At 47.5% G+C, this 20765-nt stretch carries 17 protein-coding genes; 8 read left to right on the forward strand and 9 right to left on the reverse strand.

The window, feature by feature from the left end; translation table 11 throughout:
• Nucleotides 1–36 precede the first annotated feature (36 nt).
• Nucleotides 37–1380, reverse strand: a complete 1344-nt coding sequence (locus PBAL39_RS14860) for a deoxyguanosinetriphosphate triphosphohydrolase (RefSeq protein WP_198139832.1) — start codon at nt 1378–1380, stop codon at nt 37–39.
• An 82-nt stretch (nt 1381–1462) separates the two neighbouring features.
• On the opposite strand from PBAL39_RS14860, the gene PBAL39_RS14865 reads away from it, so the two are divergent.
• Nucleotides 1463–1990, forward strand: coding sequence for an OmpA family protein (locus PBAL39_RS14865; protein WP_008242922.1), 528 nt, complete (start codon nt 1463–1465; stop codon nt 1988–1990).
• 138 nt (nt 1991–2128) lie between these two features.
• Here the strand turns inward: PBAL39_RS14865 and PBAL39_RS14870 are convergent, their stop codons facing one another.
• A complete protein-coding gene (locus PBAL39_RS14870; RefSeq protein WP_008242923.1) occupies nt 2129–3586 on the reverse strand; it encodes an aminoacyl-histidine dipeptidase in 1458 nt (485 codons plus the stop codon).
• Between the two features lie 162 nt (nt 3587–3748).
• Between PBAL39_RS14870 and PBAL39_RS14875 the strand changes: the two genes are divergently transcribed.
• Nucleotides 3749–4381, forward strand: a complete 633-nt coding sequence (locus PBAL39_RS14875) for a hypothetical protein (RefSeq protein WP_008242925.1) — start codon at nt 3749–3751, stop codon at nt 4379–4381.
• Between the two features lie 3 nt (nt 4382–4384).
• Here PBAL39_RS14875 and PBAL39_RS14880 read toward each other — a convergent pair whose 3' ends face one another.
• Entirely contained in the window at nt 4385–6730 is a 2346-nt protein-coding gene (locus PBAL39_RS14880) for a glycoside hydrolase family 20 protein (RefSeq protein ID WP_198139833.1), read from the reverse strand.
• 200 nt (nt 6731–6930) lie between these two features.
• Here PBAL39_RS14880 and PBAL39_RS14885 point away from each other — a divergent pair, with 200 nt between their 5' ends.
• Entirely contained in the window at nt 6931–7707 is a 777-nt protein-coding gene (locus tag PBAL39_RS14885) for a DeoR/GlpR family DNA-binding transcription regulator (protein ID WP_008242928.1), read from the forward strand.
• Between the two features lie 98 nt (nt 7708–7805).
• Here the strand turns inward: PBAL39_RS14885 and PBAL39_RS14890 are convergent, their stop codons facing one another.
• Both PBAL39_RS14890 and PBAL39_RS14895 read right to left on the reverse strand, forming a co-directional pair.
• Nucleotides 7806–8627, reverse strand: a complete 822-nt coding sequence (locus PBAL39_RS14890) for a universal stress protein (protein WP_039866758.1) — start codon at nt 8625–8627, stop codon at nt 7806–7808.
• A 124-nt stretch (nt 8628–8751) separates the two neighbouring features.
• Complete coding sequence (locus PBAL39_RS14895; protein ID WP_008242932.1) at nt 8752–9516, reverse strand: DUF1269 domain-containing protein; 765 nt, start codon at nt 9514–9516, stop codon at nt 8752–8754.
• 110 nt (nt 9517–9626) lie between these two features.
• Here PBAL39_RS14895 and PBAL39_RS25835 point away from each other — a divergent pair, with 110 nt between their 5' ends.
• Nucleotides 9627–9761, forward strand: coding sequence for a hypothetical protein (locus PBAL39_RS25835; protein WP_008242936.1), 135 nt, complete (start codon nt 9627–9629; stop codon nt 9759–9761).
• Entirely contained in the window at nt 9761–10234 is a 474-nt protein-coding gene (locus PBAL39_RS14900; protein WP_008242940.1) for an N-acetyltransferase, read from the forward strand. Before PBAL39_RS25835 ends, PBAL39_RS14900 begins: the two co-directional genes overlap by 1 nt.
• 70 nt (nt 10235–10304) lie before the next feature.
• On the opposite strand, the gene PBAL39_RS14905 is transcribed toward PBAL39_RS14900, so the two are convergent.
• A complete protein-coding gene (locus PBAL39_RS14905; RefSeq protein ID WP_008242942.1) occupies nt 10305–11747 on the reverse strand; it encodes an APC family permease in 1443 nt (480 codons plus the stop codon).
• A 415-nt stretch (nt 11748–12162) separates the two neighbouring features.
• Between PBAL39_RS14905 and PBAL39_RS14910 the strand changes: the two genes are divergently transcribed.
• The 3 genes from PBAL39_RS14910 (at nt 12163) to PBAL39_RS14920 (ending at nt 16815) form a co-directional block, all read left to right on the forward strand.
• Entirely contained in the window at nt 12163–14484 is a 2322-nt protein-coding gene (locus PBAL39_RS14910; protein ID WP_008242944.1) for a sodium-translocating pyrophosphatase, read from the forward strand.
• A gap of 143 nt (nt 14485–14627) precedes the next feature.
• Nucleotides 14628–16139 carry an amino acid permease gene (locus tag PBAL39_RS14915; RefSeq protein WP_008242946.1) on the forward strand — a complete coding sequence of 504 codons (1512 nt, stop codon included), beginning with the start codon at nt 14628–14630 and terminating at the stop codon, nt 16137–16139.
• A gap of 109 nt (nt 16140–16248) precedes the next feature.
• Entirely contained in the window at nt 16249–16815 is a 567-nt protein-coding gene (locus tag PBAL39_RS14920; protein ID WP_008242949.1) for a MarC family protein, read from the forward strand.
• A gap of 68 nt (nt 16816–16883) precedes the next feature.
• Here the strand turns inward: PBAL39_RS14920 and PBAL39_RS14925 are convergent, their stop codons facing one another.
• Genes PBAL39_RS14925 through guaA form a run of 3 tightly spaced genes read right to left on the reverse strand, consistent with a single transcriptional unit; the run spans nt 16884 to nt 20762 of the window.
• Nucleotides 16884–18050: an RNA methyltransferase gene (locus PBAL39_RS14925; protein ID WP_008242951.1), complete on the reverse strand. Its 1167-nt coding sequence runs from the start codon at nt 18048–18050 to the stop codon at nt 16884–16886.
• The gene (locus PBAL39_RS14930) at nt 18047–19276 is read right to left on the reverse strand and encodes an ABC transporter substrate-binding protein (protein WP_050784350.1); all 1230 of its coding nucleotides are present in this window, start codon (nt 19274–19276) and stop codon (nt 18047–18049) included. The genes PBAL39_RS14925 and PBAL39_RS14930 overlap by 4 nt, the downstream gene beginning before the upstream one ends.
• Entirely contained in the window at nt 19233–20762 is a 1530-nt protein-coding gene (gene guaA, locus PBAL39_RS14935; RefSeq protein ID WP_008242957.1) for a glutamine-hydrolyzing GMP synthase, read from the reverse strand. The genes PBAL39_RS14930 and guaA overlap by 44 nt, the downstream gene beginning before the upstream one ends.
• Nucleotides 20763–20765: the final 3 nt, after the last annotated feature.

The following is a 20765-nucleotide window of genomic DNA, read 5'->3' on the forward strand; positions in this document are numbered from 1 at the left end:
ATTCTTAGCCCAGCAAATGCTGAAATCCCCAATCTGTTAACTCATAGAAGGAAAGGAAATGCCCTTGATTTTACGGAACAGCTCAACCGCATAAATATCCGTCATACCCGACACAAAGTCGAGTACCGTCTGGATTTTTGAATACACATCATCCTCTTTCGTCAGAAATTGCTTAGGAATCAGCTCCACGAGTTTTTTATGGTATTTCGACTCATTCTGCAGGTATGCAGGAATAAACTCTTCCAGCAGCCCGCCCATCACCTGATAGCCAGCCACCTCAATCTGAACTACAGAAGAATAGTTATAGATTTTACGGATGGAGATCTGCTCAATGGCTTTCATGACACCCAGGAAAGGCTCATCAATGGCATCCATCAGACTTAAGTTGAATTCACCTGCAAGGATATCCTCCTGTTCACGTTCAAAGACGCTGGAGCATTGCCAGATCAGGGTACTGATAGACTTGGCCCGCATGAGGGTGATCTTCGCATCGTCATCCTCCATCTCCGCCAGTCGCGCAGGCAGCTTAGCGTCATTACACAAGGGCAATAATAAAACTTCCACCTCCTGATAGGACAGGATTTTCAAGCGGTGAGCATCTTCCAGGTCGATGATGTTGTAACAGATGTCATCCGCAGCCTCCACCAGATACACCAGCGGATGCCTTTTGTAAACAAGAGGCTCCTCCTGCACTTTGACCAACTCCATCTCCACAGCGAGCTTTTTAAAACCAAGCTGCTCCGACTGGAAGAAACCATATTTCTTGGTATAAATGTTCTTTTTATTGTGACCGGCAAGTGCCGCACAAGGATACTTGGCAATTGCCGCAAGCGTAGCATAGGTCAGCGCAAAACCACCGGTGCCCTTACCTGCAAAAGGATGGGTAAGGATCCGTAGTGCATTAGCATTACCCTCAAAATGAATCAAGTCTTCCCATTGCCCGGCCGTTACCTGCGACTGATACACTTTACCGTCACCATTAGTGAAATAATGGGAGATGGCTGACTCGCCGGAATGACCGAAAGCAGGATTGCCGAGGTCATGCGCGAGGCATGCAGAAGCCACAATATTTCCGATTTCACACAACAGCGGACAGGAATCGTCAATACCAGGATCCTGCTCCTTTATCTTATTATAAAAGATAGTCCCCAGCGAGCGGCCTACACTGGCCACCTCAAGACTATGGGTCAGTCGGTTGTGCACAAACACACTTCCCGGCAGGGGGAATACCTGCGTTTTGTTCTGGAGCCTCCGGAAAGGTGAAGAAAAGATGATCCGGTCATAATCGCGCTGAAACTCAGAACGTGCTTCTTTCTGATTTCCCGCAAACCGGTCTTCATTGCCCCAGCGTTTCGCTGATAATAACTTTTCCCACTTCATAATCACTGTATCTTTATAATTGTATCCTGACCGCAAAGGTAAGTCCTGCATTCCTTATATTTACAGCTAACTTTTTTTTATCATGACACATAAGATCAACCTGCTTTTAGCTTTATTGCTTAGCCTTACCGTTGCCTGCAAAACGCAGAAAATCGCAAAATCTACTACCCCTCCAGCCACAGAAGTGGCTGCAGACCAGGAGCTGGATAACCTTAAAAAGAACCTTCCCGACAATCAGATAGCGCGCACCAATGAGGGCATCAAGTTTACTTTCAGCTCAGAAGTACTCTTCCCCACCAACTCCTCCATCCTGAATGAAGCATCAAAAAAGAAGCTTGCTGAAGTTGCAAAGGTGATCAGTGAACAGAAACCGGCACCAGCAGTTTTAATTGAAGGACATTCCGACAAAACGGGAACAGCACCATACAACCAATGGCTATCTGAGAAGCGCGCGGTATCGGTTAAAACCTACCTTGTAAGCCTTGGCATTGCCGCATCAAAAATAAGAACAGCAGGCCAGGGAGATACAAAACCGGTGGGCGACAATAAAACGAAGGAAGGAAGACTGCAGAACAGACGTGTGGAAATTACCTTACTAAAAAGCAATTAAAAAGCAAAAGCCATGACATCCATCATGGCTTTTGTATCAACTAAACCTAAACGTATAAATACTAACCAAATATTTACATCGGCAAATCTACCGCTGCATTGTAAAGTGCAGGTTAAGTCCAAATGATGAATTTGGTTATTATTTTACTTCAGGAATCTCCCTTAGCACCTTCAGCAGGTAAGCCCAGAATTTCTGTACCGAAGAGATGCTGACACATTCGTCTGGTGAATGCGCCCCATGGATGGTAGGCCCAAAGGAGATCATGTCCATTCCCGGCAGGTGCCCGCCAAGGATGCCACACTCCAGTCCGGCGTGACAGGCATTGACATTCGCAGCTTCTCCAAATGTATCCTGATAGATTCTTTCCATCAAACGAAGCACATCAGAATCCGCATTCGGCTTCCAGCCCGGGTAGTCGCCGCTCCTTGATACATCGCAACCCATATTTTCCAGTGCTGCGCCTACAGCAAAGGCCACATCGTCCTTTGTGCTCTCCACACTGCTGCGCTGCAGCGACTGTGTGATGAACTCTCCTTTTCTGATGATGACTCTCGCCAGGTTCGACGATGCCTCCACCAAATCTTCAATATCAGGACTCATCCTGAACACCCCATTGGGTAAGGCATAAATTGCATTGAGCACCTTTACAAAATCAGCTTGCCCCATTCCATGCTCCGGAAGGGATACCGCCTCCACAGTAATGTTCATCGCCGTTTCAATCCGTATGTACTCCTCGTTGAGCACCTCGGAAAAGCCCTTGATGACCTCCAGAAATGCAGCTTCCTGTGCTTCAGGAACGACAACTACTGTAGTAGATTCCCGTGGGATGGCATTCCGGAGGCTTCCACCATCAACAGAAACCAATTGTAGGTCTACAGACCTCAGGGCCGCAAACAGCAGGCGGTTCATCAGTTTATTGGCATTTGCACGTCCCTTATGGATATCCGTGCCGGAGTGCCCGCCAAGGAGCCCTTTGATGCTTAATTGAAAAGCACGGCCACCCAACTCCACCGGCACCTGCTGATAATGATAAATGCTATTGGTATCTATGCCGCCGGCACAACCGATGGTCAGCTCGTTGTCTTCTTCCGTATCCAGGTTCAGCAGGATCTTGCCTGAAAGGTTACTGCCATCCAATTGTTTCGCACCCGTCATTCCCGTTTCCTCGTCAATGGTAAACAAGGCTTCAAGCGGCGGGTGGGCAATGCTGTCTGAAGCAAGTAAGGCCATGATGGTGGCTACACCAATGCCATTGTCCGCACCAAGGGTCGTTCCACGCGCCCGCACCCAGTCGCCATCCACAAACATCGCTATCCCCTGCGTATCGAAATCAAAATTGCTGTCGCCATTTTTCTGGTGCACCATATCGAGGTGCGACTGCAGGATGACCGTCTGCCTGTTTTCCATGCCTGGCGTTGCCGCCTTTTTGATCACCACATTACCAATGGCATCCTGTATCGTTTTCAGTCCCAGGTCGTGGCCAAACTGAACCATAAATGCAATCACCCGTTCTTCCTTTTTCGAAGCACGAGGTACCGCATTGAGGTTTGCAAAATTCGCCCAGAGTTCCTGAGGTGCTAAACTATGTACTTCCATGATCTTTCTTATTTCCGGCAAAGCTAGAAAAACAAGAGCGGTTCCCGAAAATTCAGGCGATGGAAAAAATGTTACAATTAAAATATTTTGGTACGAACTTTATGCAAATCCCCTTGTTAATTAAATACCTGTAAGCCATCAACCCTACAAACAAGCTGCTTCATGTATAAAAAGGCAATTGCATTTTATAAAACCAGTTGGCCGGGCCGGATCCTGGTATTCAGTTTCCTGCTCACCATCGCCTTCGGCTTTTTTAAGGCCAGCAACCCGAAATTGTACTATGAGAAAAAATCAGGCATTGTAGACACTACGGACACCAACATTGCTTATTACCAGCGCAATTATGAGTTCAGCATGAGGCTGAAACCCAGCGGGCAAACCTTACATCAGACCTATCCCATCTGGTGGTATGCACCACACCCCAACGCACAGCTACTGCGCAGCGGCACTGCCGTCACCATGTTCGTCAGCGGCCCGGAAGACCAGCAGATGTTTGGCATCGAGAGCAACGGCAAAGTCATTCAGCCTGCATGGTTCGACATTTTAAATGCCTACTTTAACTCTGGCACGACACTCAGCATCATGATCTGCTGCATGCTGCTGATCACCATCTACCACTACCACGAAGTCATTTCCAACATCTACCTATGGCTTCCGTATGCCCTAGGTGCACTGATCATCTCCTTTTTTTCGGGTTATCTGACTGCGGTGATCATCATCTTATTTGGACTTGCCGCCATCAAGCTGCTGCTCAAAAAGAAAAAGCCAGCACCCGCAGACACTGTGGTCCTCTAGCTACTAGTTGACATAAATCTCATCCACCATCAGCAGGGGCGCTGCACCCTCCCCATATTCGCCGACAGGAATTTTGTCGATCACCTCAGCAAACATCCGGACATACCTTACCTGACTGAGGGGAATTGTGGCACGCACCTTATTGATCCCATTAACGGGGAAGGTATTCTGAGTATAAACTTCTTTGAACTCAACACCATCAGCAGAAACGTAAAATCTAAGTTTTGAGGGCGCCCACATCCGCTGCCAATGGTAATTCAGAATATTCGTGCCCAACCTATTTACCTGATGTACCGCACCCAGGTCGATCGTAACATCCAACGGGCGCCCCCGGAGCCCCAGCCACTGCCCTTCGTTAAAACGATGGGTACCCATAATTCCATTTAGCAGCAGGCCAGGATCAATACCGGCTGTACCGGCTGCCGAATCATTCAGTTTTATGTTTTTCTGTACCGCCAGATGAGCCTGATACGCTTGTGTGAAGATCCGCCCGAGGGGCTGACCATCGTGAAACAATCGGGCCTTGACCAATGCAGTAGGGCCAAATACAATGGCAGAATCATAAAGGGTACTATTTTTATCCGGATCTTTTCCGTCCAGGGTATACCTGATGGATGCACTGGGAAGCGTACTGCTCAGTTCCAGCTGTACAACGTTACCTTTCTGCTGGCGCACTATGCCCATAACCTCATCAAAATAAGGGAAATAATTCACGTTCAGACGCTTCAATAACGGCTCCTGGGCGCGTAACCGGGCCAGGAAACCAGTAAAATTCTTCTGCTCTTTTGCCGACCAGGCCAGTTCAGATAAAGCCAGCATGCGTGGGAAAGCCATATATTCCAACTGCTCCGGCGTATCCATATATTCAGACCATAAACCTGCCTGCACGCCTTTTATGTGGGCGGCCTCCGCAGCATTCAACTGACTACTCAGGGGCTCATAACCATAAACTTTGGACAGTGGGGTGTAACTCGCCGCAGCAACAGGCTCCTCAGGGTGCAGCGACTGGTAATAGTCCAGGTACAGAAAACGCTCCGGGGTCATGATCACATCATAGCCTTCCTTCGCCGCTGCGACCCCGGTTTCCTCTCCCCGCCAATTCATAATAGTCGTTTCTTTGGACACCCCTCCTTCCAGCACTTCATCCCAGCCAATGGCCTTTCTGTTTTTGCTTTCCAGGTAAGCCACAATCCGCCTCATGAAATACCCCTGAAGCCCATGTTCATCCTTTAATCCGTTCTCCTGTATTCGTTTCTGACACTTCGGACAGCTTTTCCACTTCAACTTCGGACACTCGTCACCCCCAATATGGATGTACTGGTAGGGAAATAAACGAATGACTTCATCCAACACCCCCTCCATAAATTCGTATACCTGGTCGTTGCCCGCACAGAAAACATCATCAAACACGCCCCAGAACTGCGCCGCCTGGTATGGTCCCCCGGTGCAACCCAGCTCTGGATAGGCACTCAATGCCGCCAACGCATGCCCCGGCATCTCGATCTCAGGGATGATGTTGATGTGCCTGCGACCGGCATAGGCAACCACCTCCGCAATCTGTTCCTGCGTGTAATAACCACCATATCGCTGTCCGTCGAAAGTATGCGGCGTTTCTTTTTTATGGCCGATGATGGTCCCGTTGCGAAATGCAGCAACTGACTGCAGGCGGGGGTATTTTTTGATCTCGATCCTCCAGCCCTGATCTTCAGTAAGGTGCCAGTGAAAAGTGTTCAACTTGTATAAAGCCAGTAAGTCGATGAACTTCTTTAAAAAGTCCACGCTGAACAGATGACGTCCCACATCAATGTGCATCCCACGGTAGCCAAAACGGGGATAATCCCTGATCAGGCCATTCTGCACGCTGATGTTTCTGCTGGCCTCCTTCAGCTGAAACAGCTGGATCAGCGACTGCAGTCCATAGAACAAACCCGCAGCATCATGCCCCCGGACCGCAATTCCGTTGCGGTCTACCTCTAGCTCGTATCCTTCCTTTTGCTGAACCCTTCCATCCACGCTCAGCCTGATGGCAGGCCCTTTTATCTTTTTGGCAATTTTCAAATGATATCCGGTATGAGAGAAAATGGCTTCATTTAAAAAGGAAGAGATGGAGGTATCCGAAACCGAAGCCACGATCGGCAACCCCTTGTGAATGGTAAAAGTACCCTCAGCTGCCGCCACCATGACCGGTTGCGGGATCACGGGCATCGTTTGCGGAATTACCGGCAACACCTGTGCCCCTGCAGAAATATGTATTGCGGTACCAAAAAATAATAAAACAATAAATCGGATCCGGTGGATGCCACTCAGGACTAAAAAAAAAGAAGAGCTGACTTGGTGTAGATACTGCATATTTTTTGCAATTGGTTGATGACCAAACATAAGTATTAAATCCCTAATTGTAAATACCCATCCGCAGCGGACACCCAATATATATGAAAAAAATATGCAGCAAAAAAGAATAATATTTGCAATTAATCAGCAACAATCTTTGCTAAATTTATGCTAGTTTTACACTTTATAAGATATAAAATTGCTATTAGCTCCACACGATGACAACTGATCCGCAACCAGCTCCACTAACCAAAAGCCAACGTAAACAATTGATTGTTAAAGAAATCAACATACATACACGTGCTACGTTTGAACATTTAGCTTTGATTGTAAATGTATCTGAAGATACCATCAGAAGAGACATCAACGAGCTGGAGAAGGAGAACCTGGTGATTAAGGTTAAAGGTGGCGCAATGGCAGGTGCTTATCACCATACCTCCGCACAGAAAGCCTATTCTCAGGATGATAAGATCACCATCGCGGAAAAACTACTCCCATTGTTAAAAAAAGACATGCTGTTGTTGCTTGGCGGAGGCACCACCATCAGGGAGTTTATCAAACTGATTCCCAATAGCCTGAGGATCACCATCGTCACTGCCAGTGTACTTTCGGCCGTAGAGCTGCTCGACAAACCTAATGTACGTACCATCATGCTTGGCGGACAGATTTCCACCTACAGCCAGATGTGTTTTAGCGGGGATGTTTTCCAGCAGCTCTCGCAATTAAAAACAGATCTTTGCATCCTGGGAACAAATGCCCTTGACATTGAAGGCGGGTTCTCAGATTCCGACTGGGACACGGTACAAGTGAAAAAGGCGATGCTGGCAGCCTCGGACAAAGTGGCCATTGTATCGATTTCCGAGAAGCTGAACAGCACCATGAAGATCAAAATCGCCAACCTTTCAGAGGTCGACTACGTAGTTACAGAGCTTTCCCCGGATGCGGAATTTCTGAGACCTTACAAAACAGCGGTTCCTGGTCTTACTTTCCTTTAGCAGTGCACTTCCATTAAAAAAGCTACATCATAAAAAACCGGTCTTTTTTTATGAAAGACCGGCCTGATAGCAAAGATGTAATAAAAGGTACCATCGACCTAAATCGGTATCGAAAACAAAGGGATTTCAAGTCCGGAGGCCATCAATCGTGTTTTGCTCCTATGTACCAACGAGGCCCAGAAGCCATATTTATTAGGGATCATAATCAGAAGATCGGCATCAACAGCCTTGATTTCCTTGGCGATTTCCTTGATCACAGCATTGGACTTTACATTTTTATAATAGTAACTCACCCCATCCAGGCCATTGCCGATCGCATCATCTGCAGGTAAAGTGCGCTGATCTGCCTGCAGCTCTTCTATAGCGTTGCTGACATTGAACACTTCCACTTCTGCATTTAGAGAGATCGCCGCTTCCTTAATCCTGGCAAGGATAGTTTTTGGCACACCACGCAACACATCGCAGGCGAAAAGTATTTTTTTGATGCCTTTAAACTCCGCACCTGCCGGTATTGCCAACACCGGAAACTTCATCTTTTTGATAGCAGTGGTAGTAGTATTGCCCAGCAGGTCCTGCTCCAAAGATTTAGGAGCCATCCCAAGGACGAACACTGATGCATCATACTTGGCAATAATGGCTTCCATTTCATCTTCCACAAAAGAGAAGTTGGTATCAAAATCTACCTGAATACCATATTTCCCGGCAAGCTGAGCTGCACGGTTTTCTAATTTTTTCTTGTTGTCATCCATCAGCGACTGGATGCTACTTACCGGGAGCAGCGTATTGGCAGCGTGAACGGGAAGGATAAAAGAGTTGAACAATACCAATTTTGCGTTACCCTGACGGGCAGCGGCGGCGGCATATTCGAGCGCATTTTCGGCTACATCTGAAAAATCTGTGGCGGCTATAATCGTGATCATAATCTGAGGAATTTTGTTTAAAGTAAAAATAAACATCCGTCCCGGACATACCGGCTCAGTACTGCAATTTTACAATGAACAAACTATTCCCCCTCAGAATATCCAGGAATGTAAACCACAGCGCCTACCTGTCCCTTCTCAACTGCTCAAGCCTGTGTTTCTGTTCGGAGATCCGCTTCTCCAGTCGTGTTTTTCTTTCCAGGTCATGCTCCTCCAGCGATTGCGGGTGCTGGTCTACCCATTCGCGGTAGGTCTTTTCACGGTAGTCATGATGTTTGTCCATTTTGTTCTGCAGTGCTGCTTTTTTGCGTTTCAGGTCTACCAGTGTGGCCTCCCATTCCGCACCGTCTTGCGCAGTGCTGGCCCCCAGCTTCTGATCTGCGACGATGATGTCCGCTTCCAGTTTATCCATCTCCGTCTGCACGGGCAGGAAAAACTTCTCATTGATGCTAAAGCGACGAATATCGGTTGTTAAGGGTGACAGCATGGTATCCAGTGGCGTTTCCCAGTCCTCCCATATGTGCGCAATGAGTACCGCTTTGCCATCGGGGATATTGGCGGCAATGTCGTCAAGATAATCAGACAGCTCCTCAGCTTTCAGTGTTTCCCCTGCGGCACCGGCAATCATTCCACCCGCAACACCGACAATCAAGCCCAGCGGACCTGCAAGCAGGCCTAGGAGTCCGCCAAGGATTCCTCCGCCAACAGCCGCCATACCTTCCGATGTATCTTTAGCGGAGCGGATTGCTATTTTACCATCGAGATCTTTGGCGAGGACATAAATCTCTCCTATAGAAAGATCTTTCACAACATCCAGTTGTTGCACCACCTGTAAACCTTTAAATGCATCTTCCTCAGTATCGAAGAGCGCCTGAATCATTTTTTCCATAACATTATTATATAACGGCCTATATCCGATACTACAAACACCTGCTCCGTTTGTTTGCATAAACTATTTACACCTGCCAGTTGTTATCGTAGATATCAATATCAAATGCCATGAAAAACCCAAAAAACAATACCGAGAAAAAAGAGGTCGACCAAAGCAGCAAAAAAGCCAAGGGGCCGGAACCGGAAAACAACACCTCCGCAAAAGACGCTAAGAAAGTGCCTGTGACGAAGAAAAAAAGCTGATGCGGGTAGTCAGGACCAATAACCTGAAAACCGAACAGAAGCAGTCTTTGCACCGGTTATGGAATCAAGTATACCCTTCAAGGTTAAGTCACGCGCAGCTGGTTGACTTTGAAAAGTATCTTTATGAGCTGAAAGAGCTGGAGCACCACCTGCTGATCGATGAAGCAGAAGAGATTATGGGCTGGGGCTTCAGATTTACGAGAGATCGCGAACGCTGGTTCGGCTTACTGCTGCAGGAAGAACTGCAAGGGCAGGGCTATGGTGCGTTCCTGCTGAACCGTATGAAGGCGGGAGAAGAGGAGCTGAATGGCTGGGTCATCTACCACAACAAAGAGCTGAGAAATAGCGGGCAGCCCTACCGCTCACCCTTAGGATTCTACCTCAAGCAGGACTTTGTAGTCTTCTCAGACGTAAAGATGGACAACGATTACATTTCCGCGGTGAAGGTGCGCTGGAAAAACCATAAAACATAAGCCCGTTGCGATAGAAGATTGCTTTATCGCGACGGACTTACATCTATCTATTGTACTTTCTTGTGTTCTTTTATTCTTTTTGGCGGCTCAGGTAATACACCGGAATACCTGCCAGCATGATGAGTACTCCCCATCCACAGGTACTGATCCTTGTCACCAGCAGGGACACACAGAATGCAGTAGCCACCAGTATATAAATTACCGGCAATACAGGATATCCAAAAGCTTTGTAAGGTCGTTCTGCATGTGGCATTTTCTGACGAAGGATGAAGATGCCGACAATGGTCAGGATGTAAAAGATGATCACAATGATCATGACGAAATCAAGCAGCGCGCCATAAGTACCGGTTAGGCATAAGGCCGAAGCCCATATACACTGAATCCATAGGGCCCAGGCAGGAACACCAGCCTCATTGAGGTTGGCCGCTTTTTTAAAGAACAGGCCATCCTTAGCCATGGTGTAATATACCCTTGCACCAGCCATAATCAATCCATTATTACAGGCAAAAGTAGAGATCATGATCATCACAGCAATGATGAGCGTCCCTACATTACCGAAGATGTGTTGTGCAGCAACTACTGCGACGCGGTCAGACGGTGCCGTGGCGATGCCATCCAGCGGCACTACAGCCAGGTACATCAGGTTCGCCAGGATATAAATAACAGTAACGATAAATGTCCCTAAGAATAAGCTTAATCCCACATTGCGTTTCGGGTTTTTAATTTCACCAGCAATAAAGGTGACTCCATTCCAGGCATCACTGGAAAACAAGGAGCCCACCATTGATGCCGAGATCGCGGCGAAAAGAGCAGCGCCCCCGATATTGGTCCAGAGTCCTGTCTGGAGATCAAATGACCTTGTGGTCCATGCATCCGCCCAGTTGGCATCCCACACTTCCGCTTTAGCGCCCATGGTAAAGCCAAACACCACCAGCCCCAGCAGAGAGGCAATTTTGATGATGGTCATGAAGGTTTGCAGGATCTTACTGTTTTTCACCCCGCGACTATTGAGGTAGCTGAGGAGGATGATCGTCAGGATGGAGACCAGCTGAGCCGCACTAATGGAGAAATATTCCGGCTGCCCGGCAGCATTGGTTCCGGTCTGGATTTGCCATAGGATGTTCGTTTCACTGAAGGGCTTGTAAAGATATGCAGCAAACTTGGAGAAGGCCACACCTACGGCAGCGATGGTGCCCGTCTGGATGACGGCAAAGAAGCTCCATCCATATAAAAAAGCAATCAGTTTATTGTAGGCTTCCTTCAGGTAAACGTACTGCCCTCCTGCTTTGGGAAACATGGCACTCAGCTCGCCATAACTCACGGCGGCAATCATGGTAATCAAACCGCTCACGACCCAGATCAGGGTCAGCCAGCCTGCCGAGCCTACCTGGCGGGTGATGTCTGCACTGACGATAAAAATTCCCGAGCCGATCATCGACCCTACGACTAGCATCGTTCCGTCTAATAATCCAAGTTCCCGCTTAAAAGAGGCATCCTCTTGTTGGTTTTCCATTGATTTACAATTTGTTTAATAAGGTTTGTTATTTTGCTCAGCCCGAATTATATTATTTTTGGTTCAACCAGCACCATCGCCTGTATTCAGCACCATCTACCCTGAAACAGCTTACATAATAAATATGATAACCGTCACTAAATTAATTGACTGTCAATTTGATGATATCATTTTGTTTGGTTAGTTTGTGCTAAGATATTTAAAAAACTTAAATTCCTGTCTGCTGTTGAAACAATCAGCTGACAAAAATATGACTTTCTCAAAAACAGCTCTTTATCAAGTATTTAAAAAATTGTTAAAGTAAGGCGTTCCTGATTGTCATAAAAATGGAAAAATACCATCAGTCGTAAAAACTGAAAAAAGAGCAATACAACCTAAAAACCAAATATTAACAACAATAAACTGAAAATTAAACATGGAGTTTTTACAACACAATTTGATCTATTTGATCCCTGCGCTGGGGATGATTGGCATTATCGTCATGGCTTTTAAAAGTGCATGGGTAAATAAGCAGGATGCAGGAGATGCGAACATGAAGGAACTGGCGGGTTATATTGCAGATGGTGCAATGGCTTTTCTGAAGGCCGAGTGGCGGGTGCTGAGCATCTTTGTCATCTTTACCGCGGCACTGCTGGCCTACTCAGGCACCATCCATGAAGTGAACGGTGTGCCCCTTCATTCCAGCTGGATCATCTCCATCTCCTTTATTATAGGTGCCGTATTCTCTGCTACCGCAGGATATATTGGCATGAAGGCCGCGACAAAAGCCAATGTACGTACTACGCAGGCCGCGCGGACGAGTCTGGCTAAAGCGCTGAAGGTCTCCTTTACCGGAGGTACCGTAATGGGACTCGGCGTTGCCGGTCTTGCAGTACTCGGACTCGGCGGGCTTTTCATCGTTTTCCTCCACCTGTTCAATGTTGTAGCGCCCAATAGTGTAGAAATGAAAACAGCCATAGAGGTGCTTACCGGTTTCTCTTTGGGTGCAGAGTCCATTGCACTTTTTGCGCGTGTTGGCGGCGGGATCTATACGAAAGCAGCCGATGTGGGTGCGGATCTTGTGGGTAAGGTGGAAGCAGGGATTCCTGAAGATGACGTGCGTAACCCGGCAACGATTGCAGACAATGTGGGTGATAACGTAGGGGATGTTGCCGGTATGGGTGCAGATTTATTCGGCTCTTATGTGGCTACTATTCTTGCCACGATGGTACTCGGACAGGAGATTGTGGTGGAAAAATTAAACGGCATCGCGGTAGATGGACTGGATGGATTCTCGCCGGTATTGCTTCCAATGGTCATCTGCGGACTGGGCATCATCTTTTCTATTGTCGGCACCTGGTTTGTACGCATCAAAGGCGAAGATTCCAATGTACAGACGGCGCTGAACCTGGGCAACTGGAGCTCGATTGTCCTGACGGCCATCGCTTCTTATTTTATCGTCACCTGGATGCTGCCCGCACAGCTTGAACTCCGCGGCGTGGTGTTCCGCAGTATTGATGTTTTCTATGCCATCATTGTAGGCCTTGTTGTGGGAACCCTGATGAGCATCATCACCGAGTATTATACCGCAATGGGAAAAGGCCCTGTAAATTCCATCATCCAGCAATCGGGTACAGGACACGCGACAAACATCATTGGCGGTCTTTCCGTAGGGATGAAATCTACAGTCGCACCCATCCTGGTGCTTGCTGCAGGGATTATCTTCTCCTATGCTTTCGCAGGACTATATGGCGTGGCCATTGCCGCTGCCGGTATGATGGCTACTACAGCCATGCAACTGGCCATTGATGCTTTTGGACCTATTGCCGACAATGCCGGCGGAATTGCGGAGATGAGCCAGCTGCCACCGGAAGTACGTGAACGTACAGATAACCTGGATGCCGTGGGGAACACTACCGCAGCAACGGGAAAAGGTTTTGCCATCGCCTCAGCAGCATTGACCTCACTGGCACTGTTTGCAGCCTTCGTGGGTGTTGCCGGTATTGATGCCATCGACATCTACAAGGCCCCTGTCCTTGCGGGTCTGTTTGTAGGTGCCATGATCCCCTTCATCTTCTCCGCGCTGTGTATCGCTGCCGTGGGGAAGGCGGCTATGGATATGGTGCAGGAAGTACGCCGTCAGTTCCGCGACATCCCGGGCATCATGGAATACAAGGCTAAACCGGAATACGAAAAATGTGTGGCCATCTCTACCAAAGCATCCATCCGTGAGATGATGCTTCCCGGTGCAATTGCCCTGTTGGTGCCGATCATTGTTGGCTTCGGTCTTAAAGGTGTGTTTCCCGCAGTGAGCTCTGCCGAGATCCTTGGAGGTTTGCTTGCAGGTGTTACTGTTTCCGGAGTGCTGATGGGCATCTTCCAGAGCAACGCCGGTGGTGCCTGGGACAACGCCAAGAAGTCCTTTGAGAAAGGTGTGGAGATCAATGGAGAGATGCATTACAAAAAATCTGAACCACATAAAGCATCAGTTACAGGTGACACTGTGGGTGATCCATTCAAAGATACATCGGGTCCTTCAATGAACATCCTGATCAAGTTAATGTCGATTGTTTCGCTTGTTATTGCACCTTACATCGCCGTTGGCGGACTATCCCCGATCCAGGAAGTTAAAACCAAAACGAAAAACATGCAAATCAGCAAAACAAGTGCAGTAGAACTGGCAAAACCACTTCAAAAAGTAGTAAAAAATGGCAATACACCCAATTCCACATCAGCAGAAGCTACTAAACTGAATTAAAAAGAGATAGATAGTGTAAACAATACACAATAATATTATCATTGTTACTTTAAAAAGGGATTTCTAATAAAAATCCCTTTTTATTTTTAGACATATTTTAACTAGGTTTGAGACTTGATTTTAAACTAAACAAAAACCATACAATGAGTTTATTCACAAAGAAACCGATGCACCTACTCCTTGAAGAAGCGGGAGACTCAGGCAAAGGTTTAAAACGTACCTTAAGTGCCGGAGCATTGGTTGCTTTAGGTATTGGAGCAATTATTGGCGCCGGTCTGTTTGTACGTACCGCTGCTGCTGCTGCTCAAAATGCAGGCCCGTCAGTAACCATTGGTTTCATCATTGCCGCCATAGGCTGTGCACTGGCAGGGTTGTGTTATGCAGAGCTTTCTTCCTCTATTCCAATTTCGGGAAGTGCCTACACTTACACTTACGCCACCATGGGCGAACTGATGGCATGGATCATTGGATGGGATTTGGTTTTGGAATACGCTGTAGGAGCAGCAACGGTAGGCATCGCCTGGAGCGAGTACCTGAACAAGCTGCTCGTCGAAGTGCTGCATGTCGCCCCCGTACCCTACGAATGGTGCCACTCCCCATTCCAGACTTCTGTAGATGGCGTCAGTGGAATCATGAACCTTCCTGCCCTGTTTATCGTGGGTCTCTTGAGCTTATTGCTCATTAAAGGAACTTCAGAGTCCGCTTTCGTCAACGGTATTATCGTCATCACGAAAGTGAGTATCGTTATCCTGATCATCATCTTCGGATGGGGTTTCATCAACGAAGCCAACCACCACCCATACATCCCGGAGGCGACCGTTTATAAAGACCATGCGGGCATCAGCCACAGCTATGGTGGCATCATGGGGATCCTCGGTGCCGCAGGAACGGTGTTTTTTGCTTTTATCGGATTCGACGCAGTAAGTACTGCTGCACAGGAAACCAAAAACCCTAAGACGGCTATGCCGATCGGAATCCTTGGTTCACTGGCTGTATGTACCGTTTTATACATTCTATTTGCACACGTGCTTACGGGTATCGCACCTATCGAGTTCTTCCGTACGAAAGGTGGAGAAGCCTCTGTAGTTGCTGCGATCAGTGAATACATGACCGGTTACGGCTGGTTGTCGAAACTCGTTACTGTAGCCATCCTTGCAGGATTTTCTTCTGTCATCCTGGTGATGTTGCTTGGTCAGAGCCGTGTGTTCTATTCAATGAGCAGAGATGGTCTTTTGCCGAAGATGTTCAGCGACCTGCACCCTAAATTTCAAACCCCTCACAAAGCAAACCTCTTCATCCTTATCCTGGTAGGTCTGTTCGCAGCCTTTGTTCCAGGTGATGTGGTGGGTGACATGACCAGTATTGGTACGCTATTCGCCTTTATGTTGGTATGTGTGGCGGTGATCATCCTTAGAAAAACCAATCCAGAGCTACCACGCCAATTTAAAACACCATGGGTGCCTTTGGTTCCCATCTTAGGTGTACTGGTATGCGGTGCCATGATCTTTGGCCTTGGATGGACCAACTGGCTGAGGTTATTCGGATGGCTGGCGCTTGGTTTCATCATCTACTTCGGATACAGTGTTAAAAACTCTGTCCTTCGCAACACCGGCAAAACGGTATTCCCTCAGGACCCGCCAAAACCTGAATTGTAAACATTCAAATATGACATATAGCCTCCGCATCAGCTGCGGAGGCTTTTTTTATGCCCAATAGTTTCGGTAACAATTTAATTGATATACCTTTGCGCTATAAATCTGTGTTATGGAATTCAACTTCAGTCAAATCCTTTCCTGCTCCATGGTTATTTTCGCAATCGTCGATATCCTGGGCTCTATTCCAGTGGTGATCGAACTGCGTAAAAAAGCGGGACATATTCAATCTGAGAAAGCCACGATTGTTGCCACCACCCTCATGATCATCTTCCTCTTCGCCGGAGAGACGCTGCTGAAGGTTATTGGTCTGGATGTGGCGTCATTTGCCATTGCAGGTTCTTTTGTGATCTTCTTCATTGCCATGGAGATGGTACTGGGACTTACGATCTTTAAAGAAGACGTGCCGGAGACAGTCTCCATTGTTCCTTTGGCTTTCCCGCTGATTGCAGGCGCAGGAACCATGACCACGCTGTTGTCGCTGAAAACAGAATATGCCACGCAGAACATAATCGTGGGCATTGTGATCAATATGTGCTTTGTTTACTTCGTATTGAAGAATACCAGCCGCCTGGAAAGACTTTTTGGTAAAGCCGGGCTCAATGTGCTCAGAAAGGCATTCGGAATCATCCTGCTCGCGATAGCGATCAAGCTGTTCAGGAACAATACAGGTTTATAACAGCAAAATGCGGATCTTAAATTTGAATTGATACAATAGCAGATCAGTGAGGTAAAACTCTGCTAAGCCTATTCTGGCTTAATGAGCCGGGCCACAAACATGGTATCCGCTTTATCATTGTAACCAGTAATGACCTCCATCTTTTCCAGCTTCAGGCCGTGGTTTTCCTCCAAGAAAGCGATCACTTCTTCATTCTCCTGCTTAAATACCGAGCAGGTGATGTAAATCAGCGGTTTTCCCGGCTTCAGGTATTTCACGACATTGCCGGCGATGGATTTCTGCAGTCTGGCGAAACCGCTGATCTTGCGCTGGTCAAAATAGTAGAGCATTTCCGGTGTACGTCCCCAGGTGCCTGAGCCGGTACAAGGTGCATCCAGCAAGATACCGTCAAACTCATAATGGTGCAGGTCCTGTTCGTTATTCTGAAGCAAGTCCAATACCTTCTTCTGATATTTCTTTAGTCCTGCCTGTTGGAAACGTTCCTCGAGGTTATTCAGGCTGTTCTCACGGACATCACTCACCAGCAGCTGCACGCTGGGCTCCAGGTCATGCAGCAGCAGAGATTTTCCTCCGGATGCCGCACAACAGTCCCACCAGTAGTCCCATTTCTCCGGTTTGAAGTAATTACCAGTCTTCTGCGAAGAAAGGTCCTGGACCTGATAATAACGATGGTCAGGCAATACCTGATCCAGCTTGCTGCCATTTGGCAAGGCCAGCGTATATTCGGCAACCACCTGAACAGGAATCTGATGTTGGTCGAGAATACCTTTCACCGTATCGGTATGGCCTTTACTCACCCTTAAAAAAAGGTCAGGCTGAATGAAAAAGGATTCCAGGAAGGCATCTGTTGCAGCTGCATCAGAAAGGTTCACATGAAAAGGGAAAACGTCTGCCAATTTAAAAGAAGGAAACTGATCCATGATCAGCTGCAGTTTATCTTTCAGCGGCAGTGAAATGCGTTCGTGTAGCTCAGGCAGATACGTAGCAGTCACCAGGCTCGGCGTCACATTACAGAGGAAGTCGCCCACTGCCAGCCGGATTAGCGGCCCCTCTTCAGGAAGGGCCTTACCCATTCTGAAAAAGCTATATATATACCTGCTCGACCAGCGACGGTCGGACGAGCCCATCTGCTTGTGCTGTTTAAAATAGGCAAACAGAAAACGGTGTAAGGGCAACAGCCCGTCATAACTTTTAAAGATCTGCTCAAACGCCCTGATCTGGTGCTCTACTCTCATTCTATAACATTTAATGCAAAATCCTTGTATTGCAGCAACATCAGACTGGTATTGATGTATCCCAGCTGATCGTCTTTTTCAAAGCTGAAATTGTTATGCAAACCTTTATATTCATCACGCGTCAGGAAGTTCAGGTAATCACGGCCATGTTTGGCCAGCAGCTGTCCAAAGTAGAGCCCGGCATCAAACCCTTTGAAGGAATATTCCCCAGGTTCAAAGCGATATTTAGACCGGTATTTTTTGATAAAGCCAACTACTGCCGCGCTTTTATAATCAACCTTATATGAAGAAGTCACGCTGGTTGCCAGTGTCTGCAGTTTATCCGTATTGTAGTTCTGTTTGATCCAGTCCGGGTGCCCGAACAGCTGCAGGTTGAAACCTTTATTTTTGATCTTAACCAGCCTGTCGAGCGTAGGCACCACGAATTTCCGGTCCGAGGATACTACCATAACCACATACTGTTTGTCCTTCCTCATTTTAGTCTCCATACTGTATACAGAAGCATATTCCTGAAGGGCAAATTGTTTTTTACTGTCAGCAAAATAACGGCGCAGCGGTGCGGCCAGCATTTCATCACTGGAACTTTTGGTACTGATCAGGACCACCACTGTATTGGCAGAGTTGTAATTGCCGGTGATGTAACTCCCCATTTTAGCAGCATGAAGGTCAATGTTATTGACCAGTGAGATCAGGTTGGGGTTGGAAAACTCGTTCGGATGCGTTGCGGCGAGCGGCGATACCATGGGAATGTGTCTGGCTTTGGTATAATTGCCCAGGTATTTGATACTTTCCGGAAACACAGGTCCTACAATCAGCTGACTGGAAGCCAGGCTACCATTCTCTACGAGCGTCGCCAGCTGATCATTGCTGTCGCGCGTGTCATACACACGGACTTTAAAGTTCATCCCCTTCGCAGCAGCGGAGTCAATCCCTAATTTGAAACCCTGGTAAAAGTCTATGGCCATAGCCGAACGTTCAACGTCGGCTTTGGTGGCGGTTTTCAGGTTGATCTCATTCAACCGGAAGGGGATCAGCAAAGCAATGTTGGCCTCCGTCAGTTTTTCCGAAGGCTTGTCCACATTTTTTTCTTTCTGAGTACTTTCCGGTTTTTTAGTTGTACCGGGACGTACCTTGGGCGAACACGCTGCAAGGAACAACCCGGTACAAAGGATCAGCCAATATTTACTCCCACTCAATGGTAGCAGGTGGTTTTGAACTGATGTCATATACAACGCGGTTTATTCCTTTTACTTTATTGATGATTTCATTAGAAATTTTAGCGAGTACGTTATATGGCAGATGGCACCAGTCGGCGGTCATCCCATCAACAGATTCAACAGCGCGCAGACAGATGGCATTTTCATACGTACGCTCATCTCCCATCACCCCTACAGACTGTACAGGAAGGAAGATTGCCCCCGCCTGCCATACCTTATCATAAAGGCCGGCTTCTTTAAGGTTATTGATGTAGATGGCATCAGCCTCCTGAAGGATGGCCACTTTCTCCGGGGTCACTTCGCCCAGGATCCTGATGGCAAGGCCTGGTCCAGGGAAAGGGTGACGACCGATGATGAAATGCTCCAGACCTAAGGAAGTACCTACCCTTCTTACCTCGTCCTTAAACAAGGTATTCAATGGCTCTACCACTTTCAGTTTCATGAAGTCCGGCAAACCGCCAACATTATGGTGAGATTTGATGGTTGCCGAAGGACCTTTTACCGAGATGGACTCGATCACGTCAGGATAAATTGTTCCCTGTGCCAGCCATTTTACATCCTGTACCTGATGTGCTTCATCATCAAAAACTTCAATGAAGACCCTTCCAATTGCCTTACGTTTCAGCTCAGGATCCGTTACACCGGCCAGCTGGCTCAGGAAACGCTCTTTGGCATCAACGCCTTTGATGTTCAGGCCAAGGTGTTTGTATTGCTCCAAAACAGAAGCATATTCATCTTTACGCAGCAGTCCGTTGTCTACAAAGATACAGTGCAGGTTTTTTCCAATTGCTTTGTGCAGCAGGATCGCCGCAACGCTGGAATCCACCCCCCCTGAAAGCGCCAGGACAACCTTATCGTCGCCCAATTTCTCTTTCAGGTCAGCGATGGTTGTTTCCACAAATGCCAGTGGCGTCCATTCCTGCTTACATCCACAGATGTCCACAAGGAAATTTTCCAGCAATTGCTTGCCGTCGATGCTGTGTGTCACCTCCGGATGGAACTGGATCGCATAGGTCTCCGAATCTTTCACCTGATATGCGGCTACCTTGACCGTATCTGTGCTGGCGATGACCTCAAAGTTCTCAGGGATTGAGGTGATGGTATCGCCGTGGGACATCCATACCTGGGAGTCCATTGGAATATTCTTAAACAGCTTATTCTCCGCGTTGATGAAGTTCAGGTTGGCACGTCCATACTCACGGATCGTCGATGCCTGCACTTCGCCACCTGAGTGCTGCGCAATATATTGTGCACCGTAACAAACCGCTAGTACCGGAAAGTTAAGGTGAAATTTCTTTAAATCAATTTGAGGAGCATCCTCCTGGCGTACAGAAGCGGGGCTTCCTGAAAAGATGATACCTTTAACGTCTGATGTAATTTCAGGAACATTGTTGAAAGGGTGAATTTCGCAATAGACATTCAATTCACGAACCCTGCGGGCAATTAACTGTGTGTATTGGGAACCAAAATCGAGAATAATGATTTTTTCTAGCATGGC

The organism is Pedobacter sp. BAL39, from assembly GCF_000170795.1.
GTDB lineage: Bacteria > Bacteroidota > Bacteroidia > Sphingobacteriales > Sphingobacteriaceae > Pedobacter.

What these genes read in the sequence shown, in the direction of transcription:
- PBAL39_RS14860 (WP_198139832.1), bottom strand. Translation starts at nt 1,380, where the DNA reads ATGAAGTGGGAAAAGTTATTATCAGCGAAACGCTGGGGCAATGAAGAC.
- PBAL39_RS14865 (WP_008242922.1), top strand. Translation starts at nt 1,463, where the DNA reads ATGACACATAAGATCAACCTGCTTTTAGCTTTATTGCTTAGCCTTACC.
- PBAL39_RS14870 (WP_008242923.1), bottom strand. Translation starts at nt 3,586, where the DNA reads ATGGAAGTACATAGTTTAGCACCTCAGGAACTCTGGGCGAATTTTGCA.
- PBAL39_RS14875 (WP_008242925.1), top strand. Translation starts at nt 3,749, where the DNA reads ATGTATAAAAAGGCAATTGCATTTTATAAAACCAGTTGGCCGGGCCGG.
- PBAL39_RS14880 (WP_198139833.1), bottom strand. Translation starts at nt 6,730, where the DNA reads ATGCAGTATCTACACCAAGTCAGCTCTTCTTTTTTTTTAGTCCTGAGT.
- PBAL39_RS14885 (WP_008242928.1), top strand. Translation starts at nt 6,931, where the DNA reads ATGACAACTGATCCGCAACCAGCTCCACTAACCAAAAGCCAACGTAAA.
- PBAL39_RS14890 (WP_039866758.1), bottom strand. Translation starts at nt 8,627, where the DNA reads ATGATCACGATTATAGCCGCCACAGATTTTTCAGATGTAGCCGAAAAT.
- PBAL39_RS14895 (WP_008242932.1), bottom strand. Translation starts at nt 9,516, where the DNA reads ATGGAAAAAATGATTCAGGCGCTCTTCGATACTGAGGAAGATGCATTT.
- PBAL39_RS25835 (WP_008242936.1), top strand. Translation starts at nt 9,627, where the DNA reads ATGAAAAACCCAAAAAACAATACCGAGAAAAAAGAGGTCGACCAAAGC.
- PBAL39_RS14900 (WP_008242940.1), top strand. Translation starts at nt 9,761, where the DNA reads ATGCGGGTAGTCAGGACCAATAACCTGAAAACCGAACAGAAGCAGTCT.
- PBAL39_RS14905 (WP_008242942.1), bottom strand. Translation starts at nt 11,747, where the DNA reads ATGGAAAACCAACAAGAGGATGCCTCTTTTAAGCGGGAACTTGGATTA.
- PBAL39_RS14910 (WP_008242944.1), top strand. Translation starts at nt 12,163, where the DNA reads ATGGAGTTTTTACAACACAATTTGATCTATTTGATCCCTGCGCTGGGG.
- PBAL39_RS14915 (WP_008242946.1), top strand. Translation starts at nt 14,628, where the DNA reads ATGAGTTTATTCACAAAGAAACCGATGCACCTACTCCTTGAAGAAGCG.
- PBAL39_RS14920 (WP_008242949.1), top strand. Translation starts at nt 16,249, where the DNA reads ATGGAATTCAACTTCAGTCAAATCCTTTCCTGCTCCATGGTTATTTTC.
- PBAL39_RS14925 (WP_008242951.1), bottom strand. Translation starts at nt 18,050, where the DNA reads ATGAGAGTAGAGCACCAGATCAGGGCGTTTGAGCAGATCTTTAAAAGT.
- PBAL39_RS14930 (WP_050784350.1), bottom strand. Translation starts at nt 19,276, where the DNA reads ATGACATCAGTTCAAAACCACCTGCTACCATTGAGTGGGAGTAAATAT.
- guaA (WP_008242957.1), bottom strand. Translation starts at nt 20,762, where the DNA reads ATGCTAGAAAAAATCATTATTCTCGATTTTGGTTCCCAATACACACAG.